A 16,972-nucleotide genomic window follows, 5' to 3' on the forward strand; every position below is an offset into this window, starting at 1 on the left:
CTCCTGATCATTTATTATTCGGCAAATCGTGGGAGAATTGTCGGGATTTGCAGGACGATTCTAAGCAGGATTTCCCAAGATTATAGAGAATTCTATCCCGAGGGGGAAAAATAATGAATCGACCGAATGGAACACGCAATAAAGTGTTGGACGTAGCCTGCCGCCTATTTTACAGCCAGGGTTTTAATGGAACCTCGGTTAGAGATATCGCTAAGGCTGCCAATGTAAATGTTTCATTGATCCATTACTACTTCAAAAGCAAGCAGGGTCTTTTTGAATCGCTCGCTGTCAGTTACTTTGAACCCTATCTTGATATGCTTGAGAGTGAGCAGCCCTCTGAGGACGGCGGCAGTCTCCATTCATTAGTGAAGAAAATTCTACATTATAAACAGAGCCATTATCAACTATCCTGTCTTTTAAACAGGGAGCTGTCCCTGAATACTGTATTCGCCAGGGAAATGCTCGTCACCTATCTGGCTAAGGAAAATCATTTATTTACGCAGATCTTATTCGATAAACATTCCCACATTGAAGTCACCTTCAAGGAGAAACTCTGCCTTCTTCAATTGAAAGGTCTTTTGAACGCACCGTTTACAATGCCTCATGAGTTCAAGGACCCGTTTATTACAGAAGCTTCCATTGACCACTTTGTTAATGTGTACAGCGATTTAATGAATGAACATCAATCGGTGCAGCTTATCGCCGCCAAGGTTTGACAAGGCTTTGATCGACAGTGTCCCACCCCTGTTTCAAGGCTGAGGCCGTATGCGCATCCGATCCATAAATGAGTGGTATCCCCATGGAAGAAGCCTCCCTGGCGATGGCAAGCGGCGGGTAGGTTTCTTTGCAGTGGGGTTTTTTCGTTCCTGCTCCATTGTAATCAAGCTCAAAGCCGTGCTCTTTGGCGAGTGTCAGAAAACGGGAAGCATAAGCCTGCCAGTTTTCCGGTCCGGGATACAGTTCCTGAAACTTCCTGACTAATGTCATGTGGCCGATCCGTTTCGGCTTATACGTTCCCAATGGGGTTATAACCGATTGGGAAAGGGTTTCATAATAGCTGTGGTAAAGGGCTTCTACACTTCCGAAGTCCTCGGCTGCCTCCTTGAACATATCCGGACTGTAATCGATGCAGTACCACGCCCTGCCGCCTTTAAGAAAGTGGACGGAGAGGATGCTGTCGTCCAGTTCAGGTCCATAGGTTTCAAGGAACGATGTAATTTCCTTCTCGTACCCTTCGATGTAATCCACTTCAAGTCCTTTTAGAATCGTCAGGTCATTCTGGTATTTTTTCTGCAGTTGATTCAGATCTGCAAGGTAGTTTTCCAGATCCTTGATATCCATGCTGCTGTCTCCAGCTGGTGCGGGATCAGTGAATGATGCAGGCAGGGGGGCATGTTCCGTAAATGTTAAGGCGGAATACCCTGCTTTTACGGCGTTTTCTATATAATTTTCCAGCGAATCCTTCGACCCATGAGGGCAGTAGGGGGTATGGATATGACCGTCTTTCATCCGGCTGTCCTCCTTAAATAGAATTTTTTGTCAGTACGCTAATAATTTTGAAATAATTTAGCCAAAAGGCTGTTTTACATGGTATCATTATAAACAACTAAATCACATATCGGAACGTAATTCATCCGTAGGACATGTTTATTGTAAGGAGGCTATTTATGAAGTACGTCATAGGGGCTATATTACTACTAATTGCAATGTTCATCATCGGGCTGATTTGGCGTAAAAAGGTCTATGATGAAGTGGATCGTCTTGAAGGTTGGAAAATGGATATCATGAACCGGCGCGTGACGGAGGAATTATCCAAAGTAAAGAATCTGAACCTTTCCGGCGAGACACAAGAAAAGTTCGAATCATGGCGTGAACGTTGGGATCAAATCCTTACAAAAGAACTGCCCGAACTGGAAGAATACCTTTTTGACGCAGAGGAAGCTGCCGACAAGTACCGGCTGAAGAAGGTCAGGTCTATTATTGAAAACACCGAAAAGAAGCTGGAATCCATCGAAGAAGATATTAAAACGATGTTAACAGAATTGGAATACCTTCTGAACTCTGAGAAAGAGAGCCGTGTCGAAATCGAATCCATCTCTCCGGAATTGAAAGAACTGACGAAGCGTCTGATTCAGAACCGTCATCAGTACGGTAAAGCCGTCAGCTTTTTTGAGAAAAGGGTGGATGCAGAGAAGGAAAAGCTGGCACAGTTTGAGCAGCTGACAGAACAGGGTGATTATTTGGAAGCTAACAAGCTTGTGCAGACCGTAAAGGAGGAAACCCTTCTGCTCCAGGAAGATATAGAGGCTTTCCCTGAACGGTACCGTAAAGTGAAAGTGGAAATTCCTGAACAGCTGAGGGAGCTGAAGAACGGCATCGAGGAGATGAAAGCAGAAGGCTATCGGATCACTCATTTCGAATTTCTGCCGGAAATACATAAGCATGAGCGCACGCTGACCGAAGCTTTTGAGAAGCTGGAGCAGGGGGATCAGGCCGATGTTCAGGAAGCGGTGGAAGCCATTGAATCAAGGATCCAGGAAATGTATCAGGTCCTTGAAGGGGAGGCCGTTGCTCATCAATATGTAGAAAAGCAGTTCGAACCTCTCAAATGGAAGCTGGATGAGCTGGAAAGCATGTTTGGGGCAACGGAACAGGAACTGAATGAACTGACTGTGACCTATCAGCTTGAAGAAGAAGATTTGGAATCCCATCATGGGTTGAAAAACTGGTTCAATCAGGTGAAAAAGAAAATGACCAGCCTGGAATTTAAGCGTCAGGATGGAGAGACCGCCTACTCTGAGCTTCGTGATGATTTAGAGCAGCTTCAGAAGCAGACGGCAGACCTCCACGAAAAACATGAATTCTTCCAGGAGCGGGTGGAAAACCTGAGGAAAGACGAACGCGAGGCGAAGCAGCAGCTGCGAAGAATGGAAGAACTGCTGATGGAAACCCACCGTCGACTCAAACGAAGCAATATTCCTGGAATTCCCGTTTTCATTTTTGAAGATATGAAAACAGCGAGTGTAAAAGTAGATGAAGTTTTTCAAAATCTTGAGAAACAGCCTTTGGATATGAATCATGTCCACGCCTCATTGGAAGAAGCGGTTGAACTTGTGGAGAAACTGAAGAGCGATGCCGAAAAAGTGATGGACAAAGCTCATCTATCTGAACGCCTCATTCAGCATGGGAATCGATATCGGAGCAAACATCCACTGCTGGCGGCAAAGCTGTTGGAAGCAGAGGAGAAGTTCCGTTCGTACGAGTATGATCAAGCGTTAGCACTGGCCGCCGAGGCGGTCAAGGAAGTGGACCCTCGCGCCCTTGAGAAAATGGAAGCAGAAGAAGAAATGCTTGTCTAGGACGTGGACCTATGAGAAGAAAACTCCTTGTTGGACTATTCACATGTGTCGTCCTCCTATGGACAACAGTGCTTGTCTTTCTGCTTCTCCCTTCAGACCAGGGACGTCTTCCTGCTTCAGAGCACAGCTACAGTCAGCTGGAGTATGGAGTGGAGGAAAAGATCATGAAACAGAAGGATGGAGATGAGCCGTCCCTGATATCCAATCAAGATCAGCCGGAGGATATTTTAAGGGACATCAAAGGTACCCGGGCCTGGGTGGAGGATGTTTCTGAAGATGGCAGGCTCAGTATTGATACCCTCCTTGATCATCTGAATGCAATGGAATAAGCCGTGTTTCCTTGAAAAAGGCATCTGCAGTCATGCAGATGCCTTTTTCTGCAGAGATATGAGAGGGACAGAGTGTTTCATTTCTTTAACGGGTGTGGTAGAATAATGGACTGCAATTTGAAAAAAAGGAGTCAAAGCCAATGATATACTTGGATAACAGCGCGACGACCCAGCCTTACCCGGAAGTGCTGGCAAGTTTCCAGAAAGCCGCCGAACAGTATTTTGCTAATCCTTCATCCATTCACAGTTTAGGTAGTGAAGTGGAGCGTCTGCTGGATCGTTCCCGTAAACAGGCAGCCAGTCTGCTGCATGTGGATCCGCATGAAGTAATTTTTACTTCTGGTGGAACCGAAGGGAACAATATGGCGGTGAAAGGGGTGGCTCTGCAGCATCAAAATAGAGGGAAGCATCTCATTACAACTTCTATTGAGCACCCATCTGTATTGGAAGCTTTTCGGGCCTTGGAGTCATTGGGCTTTGAAGTTACCTATATAGATGTAGATCGAAAGGGTCTTGTAGATGCAGAGACCGTCATGGATGCGGTCAGACCGGACACGATTTTAGTTAGTGTCATGTCTGTAAATAATGAACTGGGGTCGATTCAGCCGGTTGAGGAAATCGGACGAAAACTGAAGAGCCGTCCCAAAACCTTCTTTCACGTAGACCATGTTCAGGGACTGGGGAAAATAGACCTTCCTATGGATGAATGGGGCATCGATTTGTGTACGATTTCCGGTCACAAAATCCATGGTGTGAAAGGGACGGGGGCTCTTCTTGTGCGAAAACATGTGTCTCTATTTCCACTCCTCCATGGAGGCAGCCAGGAAGCTGAAAAGAGAGCAGGGACCGAGAATCTCCCCGGTACGGTAGCCTTCGTGAAAGCTCTGCGCATTCTGAAGGAAGAAGAACAGCAGAACAGAGATCATTTATGGAAACTGCGTAAACAGCTGCGGGAGGCGTTGAGCCGTCGTTCCTACTGTGTCCTGAATTCTTCAGAGGATGGCGTTTCTCATATTACGAATTTTTCTATACCCGGCTTAAAGCCTGAGGTGGTCATCCATGCACTTGGTGAGAAAGGGATATATATTTCGACCAAGTCCGCCTGCTCCTCCAAGCAGCCGGATGTGAGTGCTGTGCTGAAGGCGTGTAATTTCGATTATGACCGTACGACATCAGCGTTAAGAGTCAGTTTTTCTTCACAGAATACAGAAGAGGACATTAAACAATTTGTAGATGCACTGGATGAAGCTGTCCGTCACTTACAAGCTGCAATGAGGTGAGCAATCAATGAAATTTGACCGTATTATGATCCGTTATGGTGAAATGGCGTTAAAAGGAAAAAATAAAAAGTTATTTGAGCAAAAGCTGAAATACAATTTAACGGGTAAACTCAAGGAGTTCCCTGAAACGACGATTGAAAAGACGCAGGGCCGCATGTATGTACACTTGAACGGCGAGCCTCCCCGGAAGGTTATGGAAGCATGCCAGAAGGTATTTGGTATTCACAGCTTGAGCTTTGCTGTGAACGTTGATCAGACAGAGGAAGCGATGAAAGAAGCTGTGCTGCTTGCTTTTCGTGATGCCGAAGGAGCTCAGACCTTCAAAATCTCGTCCAAGCGTACGGACAAATCGTTCCCGCTTCCTTCACAGGAGATCAATCCGATGCTGGGCGGACATATCCTTCGGAATACCGACGGTGTCACTGTCGATGTCCACCGTCCTGACGTGGAGATCAAAGTGGAAGTCCGCCATGAAGGTGTTCTTGTCACGGCTCGGGATTACCCGGGTGCCGGCGGTCTCCCGGCAGGTACAACAGGAAAAAGTCTGTTGATGCTTTCCGGTGGAATCGATAGTCCGGTTGCCGGATATTTAACGATGAAACGTGGTGTGGAACTTGAAGCTGTTCATTTCCATTCGCCGCCTTATACGAGCGAGCGTGCGAAACAGAAAGTGATTGATCTTGCCCAGGAACTGGCCAAATACGGAAGCAAGGTGAAAATTCACGTGGTTCCATTCACTGCTGTTCAGCAAAAAATTCACCGTGAAATGCCGTCTGGGTACAGCATGACCATCACGAGACGGATGATGATGAGAATCAGTGAGAAAATCGCGGAGCAGCGGGGGATTTTGTCCATGACTACGGGCGAAAGCCTTGGCCAGGTGGCCAGTCAGACGATGGAGAGTATGAACACCATTAATGAAGTCACCAATTACCCTGTCATCCGCCCGCTGGCTGCGATGGATAAGCTTGAAATTATTGATATTTCCCGGAAAATAGGAACCTATGATATTTCCATCCGTCCGTTTGAAGACTGCTGTACGGTCTTTGTGCCAAAGGCGCCGAAAACAAAACCGACAAGGGCCAATGCTAATTATTATGAATCCAATACCGATTTTTCTGAAGATCTTGAGAAGGCGGTTCGTGAATCCTATACCATTGAAGTCGATGCGCAGGGAAGTACGGACCAGCATGAAGACGCTTTTGACGATCTGCTTTAAATCCTCCACCCCCCTGACCTTTATGTAGGTCAGGGGGGTGTTTATTGTTCTCTTTTTTTTCAGGATATGTTATAGATAGTAATAAACAAACAGAGAGGAAGTGTCGTGATGAAGCTTTGGTATGGTGGGAAAATCTACACCCTGACAGCGGAAGACGCCTGGGTGGAATCTGTTGTGACTGAAAACGGACGCATTAAAGCCGTAGGGGATACGCAGGATCTTTTTGAATCCTATAAAGATGATATTAAGGAGGAAATCGATCTGAAGGGGGCGGTGATGTATCCCGGTTTTACAGATAGTCATCTGCACATCCTCGGTCACGGAGAACGGCTGATGCGACTGGATCTTTCATTTATGAAATCCGCGGAGGAAGTTAAACAGGCTCTCCAGCTGCACGCGGAACAGCTTCCTGAAGGTGAATGGATTATCGGGGACGGCTGGAATGAGAACCAGTGGGAGGAAAAGCGGATCATACATAAGGACGAACTGGACGAAATCTCCAGAGATCATCCCATGATGCTGACACGCGTCTGTCGTCATGCCCTTCTTGCCAATACGAAGGCGATGGAGCTGGCCGGAATTACAGACAGTACTCCAGACCCGCAGGGAGGGGTGGTCGTTAAAGATGAGGACGGTCATGTTACAGGGTATTTCCATGATAAAGCCCAGGACTTGATTAAATCCGCAATGCCGGAGGTTACTCCGGAATATTTGAGAAAAGCAGCCGATCTTGCTGTCAAGGATATGCACGCCTTCGGACTTGTCGGCGGACACAGCGAGGATTTGAACTATTACGGAGGGTTCAAAAGAACCTATGACGCCTTTTTGGATGTGATTGATGGAAAAACAACGAAGTTCAGGGCCCACCTCCTTGTCCATCACGGTGTAATTGAACAGGTGGATGAGGCCGGGCTTGGATTCAAACAAGGAACCGATTTTGTAGAACTGGGCGCGTTAAAAATATTCTCTGATGGTGCTCTTGGCGGCCGGACGGCATGGTTGAAGGAACCATATGCGGATGACCCGGATAATTATGGAGTAGCGATTCATACACAGGAGGGACTGGACGCCCTCGTTGGGGAAGCACGTAAGCGGAACATGCCTGTAGCCGTTCATGCTATCGGAGACGGAGCCGTTGAGGCTGTAGCAGACGCGGTAGCCAGAAATCCTTTGAAGACGGGGGAAAGGGACCGTATTATTCATGCTCAAATTTTAAGCAGTGAACTGATTCATAAGCTTCAACAATTGAATGTCGTTTTGGATATCCAGCCGACATTCGTAGCCTCCGACTTTCCGTGGGTCATGGAAAGACTGGGGAACATGCGCCTGAAAAATTCGTATTCCTGGAAGACGCTTCTTGATGCAGGTGTTCAATGCGCTGGTGGGTCAGATGCTCCGATTGAAGAAATCAACCCGCTTCTTGGTATCCGGGCTGCTGTGGACCGCAGAGCCTCGTATGACCACGAAGTCTACCAGGCTGAAGAAAAATTGAGCGTATATGAGGCCGTCTGTCTGTATACGAAAGGAAGTGCGGAAGCGATTCATAAAGAGGGGGAACAGGGGATGATCCAACCTGGATTCACCGCTGACTTTACAGTGCTCGACAGAGATCTTTTTACATTGAAATCCCATGAACTTGCAGATGCCAAGGTGACGATGACAGTGGTGGACGAAGATATCATGTATCAGCGTTCCTGACGTTTAACTCCATGAACAGGCCTCCACGGAATCCACCCGTGGAGGCCTGTTGTTATGGTTATAGGAATGTGCGTTTAACGCGGTCCCAGTACGTATTATTTTTTAATTTGACCGTCTTAATCACTTTTTCACTGAGGTTTACCGTTACATCATGAATGTTCCGGATGGAAAACGCCTCGTTGTCCATCCCGATGATAGGGTAGTCATTGCCGTCCTGTCTGACCTTAAGGTTCAAGGTTCTCTCTCCGCTTAAAATGAAGGATGAACCAAGGGTCCGGTACCGGTTGTTATTCAGGGAGGCGAGCTCACTGATTTGGAAGCACGGCAGTTTCGGATCGACAACCGCTCCGTTGATGGATTTGTTGTAGGCTGTACTTCCTGTTGGAGTGGCGATGATCAATCCGTCGCCACGGAATGTTTCAAAATGCAGGTCATCAATGTACACATCAATGACAATGGATTTTATCAATGTCGAGCGTACGCTGCATTCATTCAGACAGGAGAAAGTCGATTCATCGTTGATGGTGGTATCGATTACAGGAAAGCGGCGGACTTCGACCTCTGCGTTTTTCATGGCTTCGATCATTTCATCGTGATCATCAATATTGAAATCACAATACAGTCCTGCTTCATTTTCACTGCGGATACCTACGTACAGGCAGTCCTGACGGAATCCCGTTTTTCTGACAGCTTGAAGAAAGGCACCGTCTCCTCCGACTGCGATAATGATGTTGGCGTCTTTCGAGTTTTCAACAATTTGAAAATCATTGTCCTTGGCCAGCTGGAAGAGCGCTTCTAATTTATCCTGAAGTTCGCTTTTTTGATGATAATAAAAGTATAGGTTTCTACGTTGATCCGTCATCGTGAGTCCTCCTTTAAGTTGTACAGCATTAGCCATATCATATCATTTCAAAAGTGTAAGCGCACACAGTTTTCAAATAAATCGGGAAAGTTTCACATTGTTGAATTACGGTATGGTTTTCGTTATGGTTAGTTTAGACCATAATGGAACAAGTACGTAAACGGGCGCATTTTGTTATTGACAACGTGCGTCATTTCTTTGGAATCTTACGAAGAAGGAGTCTAATTATGAAGCAGGAACATGTAGAACAACTATTTCAATGGATTGATGATACAGCGACAACGATTTCAGAAGATATGAACATTACCTACCTCGAAGCCATTGCGGAAACCATGGACGTTTTATTCAATGGTCAGCCATTCGATGACATGAGTGAAAACCTTCAAACGTACCTCACCAATGAACTGACAAAAGTAAAGAAGGATCAATATGAGAAGGAAGAAATCCGGAAAGCTGTTCAACTGGCAATTTTGAAAGGGATGAAAGGGGCCACGCAGCAGCAGCACTTGATCACCCCGGATTCCGTAGCCATGTTTATGGGGTATCTCGCCTCCCGCTTATTTGAGGGCGAAGAGGAACTGAAAATCTTCGATCCGGCGGCCGGAAGTGCCAACTTGATTACGTCGGTGATGAACCAGCTTGACATGCCGGTAAACGCCTACGCCAGCGAAGTCGACCCTACATTGATCCAGCTGGCAGTCACCAACGCCAATCTGCAGAAGAACAAAATTGAGTTTTTCCACCAGGACAGTCTGGCTCCATTTTTAATGGAACCGGTTGACTTTGTAATGGGGGATCTCCCGGTCGGCTACTATCCGGATGACGTACAGGCAGCCAAATATGAGCTGAAAGCCGAAGAGGGTCTTTCCTACGCTCATCACTTATTCATTGAGCAGGGGCTGAACTACACGAAAGAAGGCGGGTACCTGATGTTCATCGTACCGAACTTCTTGTTTGAAAGCGATCAGTCCAAAGCCTTGAACGCCTACCTGCGTGAACACGCCCATATTGTGGGGATGCTTCAGCTTTCTGATTCCCTCTTCAAGGATGAAAAGCACGGCAAGAGTATACTAATCATGCAGAAGAAAGGGAAGAATACAAAAGCGCCGAAGCAGGCCCTTCTTGTGAAGCTGCCGTCCTTTAAAAATCCAAATGGCATGGCGGATATTCTCAGTCAAATGAACGCCTGGTTCGATGAATATAAAAGCCGGTAATTGTGAGAAAATAACGAATATAACAAGTAAACGTTAACATTACCGAACTGCCTTGAAATCAAAGGGTGCGGGTGATTAAATAGTAATGGTAGAAAGTTACGAACCTATAATTGAGGGGATGAGCATCGTTGAGTAATAACATTCTTGCTATCAATGCCGGCAGTTCATCGTTGAAATTCCAACTGATTGAAATGCCTGAAGAAAAAGTCGTTACCAAAGGCCTCGTTGAGCGGATCGGTCTTGATGACGCTGTTTTCACCATTGAGTTTAATGATGAAGAAGATAAAACGGTAACAGATATTCCAGATCATGCCAAAGCGGTAAAAATGCTTTTGAATAAGCTGACAGCCAACGGCATCATCAACTCTCTGGATGAAATTAACGGTGTCGGCCACCGTATCGTCCACGGAGGCGAGCGCTTCAGTGAATCTGTGTTAATTACAGACGAAGTGATTAAAGAAATCGAAGAAGTATCGGATCTTGCACCTCTGCATAACCCTGCCCATCTATCTGGGATCCATGCATTCCGTGCCGTGCTTCCAGACGTCCCGAACGTGGCCGTTTTCGATACAGCCTTCCACCAATCCATGCCTGAACAGTCATATTTGTACAGCCTGCCATATGAGTACTATGAAGAATACGGCATTCGTAAATATGGTTTCCACGGAACGTCTCACAAGTATGTTTCTGAGCGTGCAGCGGAAATGCTCGGCCGTCCGGTTGAAGAGCTTCGTCTGCTTTCCTGCCACCTGGGTAATGGGGCGAGTATTGCAGCCATTGAAGGCGGAAAATCCATTGATACATCCATGGGCTTCACACCGCTTGCCGGAGTTACAATGGGAACCCGTTCCGGTAACATTGACCCGGCCGTTATTCCGTTCATTATGGAAAAGACGGGGAAAACGGCGTCAGAGGTTATGAACGTCTTGAATAAAGAAAGCGGTATGCTGGCTCTTTCCGGTTTCTCCAGCGATCTGAGAGATATTGAAGTGCAGGCGAATGAAGGAGACGAGCGTGCAGAGCTTGCTCTGGAAGTATTCGCAGCCCGTATCCACAAATATATTGGTTCCTACGCGGCACGTATGCACGGAATTGATGGCATCATTTTCACAGCAGGTGTTGGTGAAAACAGTATTACAATGCGTGAGCGCGTCCTTAAAGGACTTGAATTCATGGGCGTATACTGGGATCCATCCCTGAACAAAGTCCGTGGTAAAGAAGCGTTTGTAAACTACCCGCACTCTCCGGTCAAAGTCATGGTCATTCCTACCAACGAGGAAGTCATGATTGCCCGCGACACTGTGGAAAAAGGTTTATAAGAAAGATGAAAGCAGTGAATCCGGTTCTCCGGGTTCATTGCTTTTTTTTCATGGTTGAGGCTACAATAGAGGAAAAGGCTGCCTTATAAGGGGGAGAATGGATTGGCTGATGATCGAATCCGTAGAGAACTTGAGGTATGGCTCCAGCAGTTTCGGCAGTACCAGCCGAATGATTTTGAAAATATGTATGATCAATGGATGTATCAGAACTTTCAAAACCTGGACCCGGGCGTCAGGGATAAATTCTTTTCCAAGCTGGATGCGTGGTTCTTTCACACCCATGCGTTTCTTCAGGGGACGTCCTACCAATATGAGGCCCGTGAGCGTATTCTGACCGCCGGCCGGATCTTTTCCTCCAACATTCACCATATCCAGGATATGGAGAAAGAATTAACGACAGATCAGTTGACCTACATTGCTGAGCAGCAGATGGCCCGTGGCCGGCTGTATTCTTTTGCCCAGGGAGGATTGACAGGGGCCGGGGGATGGCTGTTCCTCGGTGTTGACTATCCAATGATGATGCTGATGAATATACGCGCGATCCAGTTGATTGGACTTACCTTCGGCCATGAAATGAATCACCCTTATGAAATGATGATCTCCTTAAAAGTATTTCATGCGGCCACACTTCCTAAACGGTTGAAAGCAGAGGCTTGGGAAGACTTGATTCAGGAAGTGGGGAAGAAAGAACATAATTACATTGTTGCCGGGGATGACCGGCTTACAGATGAAGGGTGGCTGGAGCAGCCGCTGAAGCATTGCTTCAAGTCGCTGTTTATTTTGATGTTCAGAAAAAAACTGGTGCAGGGGCTTCCTTTTATCAGCATAGCCATCGGTGCTTATTCGAATTATCATTTAACCAAGCGGGTGACGGAATTCGCTATGAAGTTTTACCAATACCGTCACCTTACGAGTAAAGAAGGAGGCTGACTATGTCTGTCCATGAACATAAGCAGGCCATTCAAGGACCTGTACGCTGTGGAATCATTACCGTAAGTGATACAAGAACAGTGGATACGGATAAGAGCGGGAGACTGATGAAGGAGAAGCTTCTCGAGGGTAATCATGAAATCATCCGCTCTTCGATTATACGGGATGAAAAAGCCTCTATTCTCCAGGAGCTTCATGAGTATACAGCTCATCCCACCATGGATGTCATACTGATGAATGGCGGGACAGGGATTGCTTCCAGAGATGTGACCATCGAAGCGTTGGAAAGCATTTTTGAGAAAGAAATGCCGGGATTCGGGGAAATTTTCCGTATGCTCAGCTATACAGAAGATATTGGATCCGCTGCCATCCTCTCCAGAGCTGCAGCCGGGGTGGTGAATGGAAAAGCTGTCTTTTCCACACCCGGGTCCTCAGGAGCGGTGAAGCTGGCTATGGATAAGCTGATTCTTCCGGAGCTGCGCCATGTTGTACGTGAATTGAGAAAAGATCAATGAAAAAAGGAGCCCTCCAAGGGGCTCCTTAATCTTTGGTTTTATCCGGATTGGCTCGGACAACGAGAACGTCGCAAGAGGAAGAGCGGGTAATGTGTTCAGAAACACTTCCAATAAAGAAGCGTTCCATAGCATTCAAACCAGTCGCACCACAGACAATTAAATCCGCGTTGTGTTTAGGCGCGATGTCCTTAGCAATTTTCACTTTCGGGGACCCATATTCAATATCAATGACGACGTTGGTGACGCCGGCTTGTTCAGCTTTTTTCTGATAATCATTCAACAGCTCCGTGGCATACTTTTCTGCTCTGATGGCTAAGGAACGGTCGTATGCTTCTACGGTAGCAAAAGCTCTTGTATCCACTACATGAGCGAGAATCAGCTTGGCTCCATTTCGGTTGGCTATATCAATGGCTTTTGAAAAAGCCTCTTCTGCAGTAACGGAACCATCCACGGCAACGACGATATCTTTATATTCATAAGTCATCCCAACTACCCCCTCCCATTTAATTACTTTTATTATACCATGCGATGGTCTCCTGTAGACCGCTGTTCTGTACATAATCCAGAGAATTGTGTGAACAATAAGACAGAGGTGACGTCAATGAAAAAACCAATGAATCCTCTTGAAAAAGAAAGCATCGATCAGCGCCGGATCATGAGTGCTTTGAATGAAAGCTACCAGTCCGGTGATCGTCGTCAAAAGCGGCGGTAGTTAAGAAATCCCCCTTCCGGAATTACGGAGGGGGATTTTTCGCATGTACAGGGTCAGGGCTGTACATTTCTTTTCCTATGGATCAGCGGATAAAGCAGTGCAATGACCATAAAGGTGAGAAAACCGGGGGACCAATCGCCCGGAATGGAAAAGTACAGCAGCGTGCCCAGGGAAATGGCTCCGATGGCAGGCGTGTTAAACGGCGCGGCATGGGTGGGAGAATTGAAGTCATCATGGGTCAGCCGGCCGCGCTTCACCCATAGGAAGTCGCTGGCGAGCACAGCAGAAATAGGTATGATCAATCCTCCGAGAAGAGAAATAAACGATTCAGCTTCGTTCACAAGGCTTGGGAATCCACTCAGCATAACTCCTGCGGCGCCAAAAAGAACAGCGCTCTGCACTCTCGACAGTTTCGGGAAAATGTTGAGAAGGCTGAACCCTCCTGTATAGGCGTTGCTGACGTTGATGCTGATCATGGAGATGACAGCTGTTATTGTAATTACGGCAATGATAAGAGGGGACATCGTTTGATTTGACGAGGACACATAAGGGTTGACGCTGCCGTACAGCGAGGCGGAAGCGCATCCAATGACAGCAGTCAGAAGAAAGCCTGCTCCGTTGCCTGTAAGCAGTCCCCAGAAACCGTGGGCCGGTGTTTTTGCATATCTCGTCATATCGGCAGATGCGCTCACACCAGAAACATACTGGACAAATGCCAGGCTTGAGAAAAAGAGCATCATCGGAAACGAGCCGCTCCAGCCATCCATGCCAAGCGTCAAGGATGCACCGGATTCATTGTTTGTAGTAAAGTATACATAGAGCATCGTCCCTTCTCCTGCAAGCAGGAGGGGGAGGAAATAACTAGTCGCTTTTTTAACCGCATCAAAACCGATAATGGCAAGGATAACCATCAGCAGGGACAGCGGGAAGGACACAACCCAGAAGGGGAGCTCTGCTCCTGAGATTCTGGATACGAGCTCCTGGATGACATAGGTTCCTCCGATCGTCTGCACACCGAACCAATACAAAGAAGTCAGGCTCCGCACTGGAGAAGATAAAAACTGCGCGCCCCGGACACCAAGCATCGTGCGGATCGCGTACTGTGCGGGGATGCCCAGCCGTGCCCCGGGTAAAGATAAATAAGAGACAAATAGAAAACCGAGCCATGCCCCGGCACACGTGCATAAAACAGCACTCCAAAAGGAAAGCCCGCCTTCAATGACGGCAAGAGCGGGAACGAGAAAGTTTCCGGCATTGGCCGCAGCCGCCATCTGGATAAAAGCGAAGCGGTACCAGGGCGTATTTTTTTGATGAGCAGGGACGGCTTCCAGGCCGTACCTCTCCACAACAGACGTTCTGCCTGCAGCAGCTCTCATGGCTGTCACGTCCTTTCTGACGAGCTAATTGTACAGAAGAGGAGAAAGGAAGTAAACAATACAACAGCTTGAAAACGAAGATTGAATGATAAAAGGAGGGGTTAACATGCGCCACGCCATCATAACAGCCGGAACCAAGGGCCTTGGCAGAAAAGTTACGGAACATATGCTGGCCCGGGGATATTCAGTAACTGTGACCTATTTTAACGACGAACCGAAGGCGCAGACACTCCTGAATGACTTTGCTTCCGCACGTGAGCGTATTCAGCTCGTAAAGGCGGATGTAACAGTGGAACAGGATTTGGAACGTGTGGTTCAGCAGGCGGTGGACCGCTACGGCCGGATCGATTTTTTGATTAATAATGCAGGGCCTTATATATTTGAACGGAAAAAGCTGATGGATTATACAAAAGATGAGTGGAACCAAATGATCAGGGGGAATCTGGACGCTGTGTTTTACCTGCTCAAGCTGACAGTTCCGCATATGCGCCGGCAGCAGTTCGGCCGGATCATCAATTACGGGTTTCAAGGCGCCCATGCAGCTTCCGGGTGGATATATCGATCGGCCTTTGCTGCTGCAAAAGTCGGGCTGGTGTCCCTGACCAAAACAATCGCCTATGAGGAAGCAGAATACGGGATCACCTCGAACATGATCTGCCCCGGGAATATTGTGGGTGAATGGAAAGAGTCTTCCATCGACCAAAGCCGGAGCACGGCGGATCAGGAAACGCCGATTGGAAGACCCGGGACAGGGGAGGATATCGCCCGTACGATTGATTTCCTATGCGATGAACGATCGGACATGATTACCGGGACCGTGTATGAAGTCACCGGCGGTCTTGATGTCATCCACCGTCACCGTTAAGGCAGAGGAAGAATATTTTAAGAAAAGTTGAAACCTCTGCCCGGGGCTTTCCGTACATAAGGTACACAGGGCAGAGCAGAAGGGAAGTGAAGCATTGGGTTTATTCTCTCGATTGTTTTCAAAGAAAGACCAGCAGCCGCCCGAGGTGAAAGAGCGGACGCCGCTGACGATTGAAGTAGGGGACATTGTGACCTACGACCTTGCCGATTACGAAGTGGTAGGGAAAATCACCTACCGTGACGGGTCTTATGAATGGTATGCCTACCAACTGCTGGAAGGAAATCAAACCAAATGGCTTGCTGCTGAAATGGATGACGAACTGGAGCTTGGGATGTATGAAAAAATCAACCTGCCTGTAAACAGGCCGTACCCCGCTTCTCTTGAGTATGAAGGAGTTACCTATACGAAGGATGAAGAAGGGGAAGCCCGGGTGACAGGCGAAGGCCGCAGCACAAATGTGAACGGCCGTACCGTCAGCTATGCAGATTATATATCTGAAGATGAAGAAACCTACCTCAGTGTGGAAGCCTGGGGCACGGAAGTCGAAGTCAGTGTCGGATCAGACATTGAAGCGTATGAATTGAAGATTATTGCAGGTTCCAAATAAAAAGGAGGATTTTACATGTTTAAATTTTTCAAACGTGTTAAAACGGTCGTAGGTTCTGAAATGAATGCGATGCTCGATAAAGCGGAAGACCCTGTGAAGATGCTCGACCAGTTCATGAGAGACATGGAAAATGATATCCGTGAAGCAGAAAGTGCGGTTGCTAAACAGATCGCCAATGAGAAAATGCTGAAGCGTAAATATGATGATGCCCAGGCTCTTGCGGATAAGCGGATGCAGCAGGCAGAGAAAGCGATAGAAGCGGGTAATGAAGATCTGGCCCGTCGTGCGCTGGAAGACAAGAAAAATCATCAGGAGCAGGCGGAGCAGTTGAAAGCTTCCTGGGAACGCGCTCAAACAGACGCTTCCAACCTCCGCGAAAAACTGGATGAGATGAAGAAAGAATATCAGGAGATGAAATTGAAGAAAGACTCCTTGAAAGCTCGTGCGGAATCGGCGAAAACGCGCACGAAAATGAACAGAACGATGTCAAGCATCGGTGGAGATGAATCCCGTCAAGGTTTTGAGCGTATGGAAGAAAAGGTCATGCAGTATGAGGCGGAAGCGGATACGAGTGACGACCTTTCATCCGAAGCCCGTTCCATTGATGATGAATTCGAAGAAATGAATAAGAAAGATGACGTCGATGATGAACTGCAGGCATTGAAGCGCAAAATGAACAAAGAATAA

The 16,972-nt window shown here is 47.3% G+C and carries 17 protein-coding genes; 13 read left to right on the plus strand and 4 right to left on the minus strand.

Annotation, left to right across the window (positions count from 1 at the left end; translation table 11 throughout):
- The first annotated feature begins 113 nt into the window (after window positions 1-113).
- The gene (refZ, locus tag GLV97_RS14170) at window positions 114-716 is read left to right on the plus strand and encodes a forespore capture DNA-binding protein RefZ (RefSeq protein ID WP_160836367.1); all 603 of its coding nucleotides are present in this window, start codon (window positions 114-116) and stop codon (window positions 714-716) included.
- On the opposite strand, the gene hisJ is transcribed toward refZ, so the two are convergent.
- Window positions 697-1,509 carry a histidinol-phosphatase HisJ gene (gene hisJ / locus GLV97_RS14175; protein WP_160840780.1) on the minus strand — a complete coding sequence of 271 codons (813 nt, stop codon included), beginning with the start codon at window positions 1,507-1,509 and terminating at the stop codon, window positions 697-699. The two genes, refZ and hisJ, sit on opposite strands and share 20 nt — an antisense overlap.
- Before the next feature lie 158 nt (window positions 1,510-1,667).
- Here hisJ and ezrA point away from each other — a divergent pair, with 158 nt between their 5' ends.
- From ezrA to GLV97_RS14200, 5 genes are all read left to right on the plus strand, one after another.
- On the plus strand, window positions 1,668-3,359 hold the full coding sequence (gene ezrA, locus GLV97_RS14180; RefSeq protein ID WP_160836365.1) for a septation ring formation regulator EzrA: 1,692 nt from the start codon (window positions 1,668-1,670) through the stop codon (window positions 3,357-3,359).
- Between the two features lie 11 nt (window positions 3,360-3,370).
- Window positions 3,371-3,688, plus strand: a complete 318-nt coding sequence (locus GLV97_RS14185; RefSeq protein ID WP_160840779.1) for a hypothetical protein — start codon at window positions 3,371-3,373, stop codon at window positions 3,686-3,688.
- A gap of 140 nt (window positions 3,689-3,828) precedes the next feature.
- Window positions 3,829-4,968 (plus strand): cysteine desulfurase family protein, encoded by a 1,140-nt coding sequence (locus GLV97_RS14190; RefSeq protein ID WP_160889924.1) that lies wholly within the window; start codon window positions 3,829-3,831, stop codon window positions 4,966-4,968.
- A gap of 7 nt (window positions 4,969-4,975) precedes the next feature.
- The gene (gene thiI, locus GLV97_RS14195) at window positions 4,976-6,187 is read left to right on the plus strand and encodes a tRNA uracil 4-sulfurtransferase ThiI (RefSeq protein WP_160836362.1); all 1,212 of its coding nucleotides are present in this window, start codon (window positions 4,976-4,978) and stop codon (window positions 6,185-6,187) included.
- Window positions 6,188-6,295: 108 nt separating this feature from the next.
- Entirely contained in the window at window positions 6,296-7,885 is a 1,590-nt protein-coding gene (locus GLV97_RS14200; RefSeq protein WP_160836361.1) for an amidohydrolase, read from the plus strand.
- A 58-nt stretch (window positions 7,886-7,943) separates the two neighbouring features.
- Here the strand turns inward: GLV97_RS14200 and GLV97_RS14205 are convergent, their stop codons facing one another.
- Window positions 7,944-8,747, minus strand: a complete 804-nt coding sequence (locus tag GLV97_RS14205; RefSeq protein ID WP_160836360.1) for an NAD kinase — start codon at window positions 8,745-8,747, stop codon at window positions 7,944-7,946.
- A gap of 227 nt (window positions 8,748-8,974) precedes the next feature.
- Here GLV97_RS14205 and GLV97_RS14210 point away from each other — a divergent pair, with 227 nt between their 5' ends.
- The 4 genes from GLV97_RS14210 to GLV97_RS14225 all read left to right on the plus strand — a co-directional run bounded on the left by GLV97_RS14210 (window position 8,975) and on the right by GLV97_RS14225 (window position 12,725).
- A complete protein-coding gene (locus GLV97_RS14210; RefSeq protein ID WP_160889925.1) occupies window positions 8,975-9,961 on the plus strand; it encodes a class I SAM-dependent methyltransferase in 987 nt (328 codons plus the stop codon).
- 128 nt (window positions 9,962-10,089) lie between these two features.
- Window positions 10,090-11,280, plus strand: coding sequence for an acetate kinase (locus GLV97_RS14215; RefSeq protein WP_160836358.1), 1,191 nt, complete (start codon window positions 10,090-10,092; stop codon window positions 11,278-11,280).
- Window positions 11,281-11,382: 102 nt separating this feature from the next.
- Window positions 11,383-12,210, plus strand: coding sequence for an EcsC family protein (locus tag GLV97_RS14220; protein ID WP_160889926.1), 828 nt, complete (start codon window positions 11,383-11,385; stop codon window positions 12,208-12,210).
- 2 nt (window positions 12,211-12,212) lie between these two features.
- On the plus strand, window positions 12,213-12,725 hold the full coding sequence (locus GLV97_RS14225) for a MogA/MoaB family molybdenum cofactor biosynthesis protein (RefSeq protein ID WP_160889927.1): 513 nt from the start codon (window positions 12,213-12,215) through the stop codon (window positions 12,723-12,725).
- Between the two features lie 25 nt (window positions 12,726-12,750).
- Here GLV97_RS14225 and GLV97_RS14230 read toward each other — a convergent pair whose 3' ends face one another.
- The gene (locus GLV97_RS14230) at window positions 12,751-13,209 is read right to left on the minus strand and encodes a universal stress protein (RefSeq protein ID WP_160840774.1); all 459 of its coding nucleotides are present in this window, start codon (window positions 13,207-13,209) and stop codon (window positions 12,751-12,753) included.
- Between the two features lie 281 nt (window positions 13,210-13,490).
- A complete protein-coding gene (locus GLV97_RS14235) occupies window positions 13,491-14,813 on the minus strand; it encodes a purine-cytosine permease family protein (RefSeq protein WP_160889928.1) in 1,323 nt (440 codons plus the stop codon).
- Window positions 14,814-14,898: 85 nt separating this feature from the next.
- Between GLV97_RS14235 and GLV97_RS14240 the strand changes: the two genes are divergently transcribed.
- From GLV97_RS14240 to GLV97_RS14250, 3 genes are all read left to right on the plus strand, one after another.
- Window positions 14,899-15,678 carry an SDR family oxidoreductase gene (locus tag GLV97_RS14240; RefSeq protein WP_237416820.1) on the plus strand — a complete coding sequence of 260 codons (780 nt, stop codon included), beginning with the start codon at window positions 14,899-14,901 and terminating at the stop codon, window positions 15,676-15,678.
- A gap of 145 nt (window positions 15,679-15,823) precedes the next feature.
- Window positions 15,824-16,285, plus strand: a complete 462-nt coding sequence (locus GLV97_RS14245; RefSeq protein ID WP_423784973.1) for a DUF4178 domain-containing protein — start codon at window positions 15,824-15,826, stop codon at window positions 16,283-16,285.
- Window positions 16,286-16,300: 15 nt separating this feature from the next.
- Window positions 16,301-16,972, plus strand: a complete 672-nt coding sequence (locus GLV97_RS14250) for a PspA/IM30 family protein (protein ID WP_160836351.1) — start codon at window positions 16,301-16,303, stop codon at window positions 16,970-16,972.

The sequence above is a fragment of the Halobacillus litoralis genome (assembly GCF_009856355.1).
Classification (GTDB): Bacteria; Bacillota; Bacilli; order Bacillales; family Halobacillaceae; genus Halobacillus; species Halobacillus litoralis_B.

Bases quoted from the DNA above. Each gene is read 5' to 3' on its own strand.
- GLV97_RS14230 (WP_160840774.1), bottom strand. From the start codon at position 13,209: ATGACTTATGAATATAAAGATATCGTCGTTGCCGTGGATGGTTCCGTT.
- GLV97_RS14235 (WP_160889928.1), bottom strand. From the start codon at position 14,813: ATGAGAGCTGCTGCAGGCAGAACGTCTGTTGTGGAGAGGTACGGCCTG.
- GLV97_RS14240 (WP_237416820.1), top strand. From the start codon at position 14,899: ATGATAAAAGGAGGGGTTAACATGCGCCACGCCATCATAACAGCCGGA.
- GLV97_RS14200 (WP_160836361.1), top strand. From the start codon at position 6,296: ATGAAGCTTTGGTATGGTGGGAAAATCTACACCCTGACAGCGGAAGAC.
- ezrA (WP_160836365.1), top strand. From the start codon at position 1,668: ATGAAGTACGTCATAGGGGCTATATTACTACTAATTGCAATGTTCATC.
- hisJ (WP_160840780.1), bottom strand. From the start codon at position 1,509: ATGAAAGACGGTCATATCCATACCCCCTACTGCCCTCATGGGTCGAAG.
- GLV97_RS14250 (WP_160836351.1), top strand. From the start codon at position 16,301: ATGTTTAAATTTTTCAAACGTGTTAAAACGGTCGTAGGTTCTGAAATG.
- GLV97_RS14210 (WP_160889925.1), top strand. From the start codon at position 8,975: ATGAAGCAGGAACATGTAGAACAACTATTTCAATGGATTGATGATACA.
- thiI (WP_160836362.1), top strand. From the start codon at position 4,976: ATGAAATTTGACCGTATTATGATCCGTTATGGTGAAATGGCGTTAAAA.
- GLV97_RS14205 (WP_160836360.1), bottom strand. From the start codon at position 8,747: ATGACGGATCAACGTAGAAACCTATACTTTTATTATCATCAAAAAAGC.
- refZ (WP_160836367.1), top strand. From the start codon at position 114: ATGAATCGACCGAATGGAACACGCAATAAAGTGTTGGACGTAGCCTGC.
- GLV97_RS14190 (WP_160889924.1), top strand. From the start codon at position 3,829: ATGATATACTTGGATAACAGCGCGACGACCCAGCCTTACCCGGAAGTG.
- GLV97_RS14225 (WP_160889927.1), top strand. From the start codon at position 12,213: ATGTCTGTCCATGAACATAAGCAGGCCATTCAAGGACCTGTACGCTGT.
- GLV97_RS14185 (WP_160840779.1), top strand. From the start codon at position 3,371: ATGAGAAGAAAACTCCTTGTTGGACTATTCACATGTGTCGTCCTCCTA.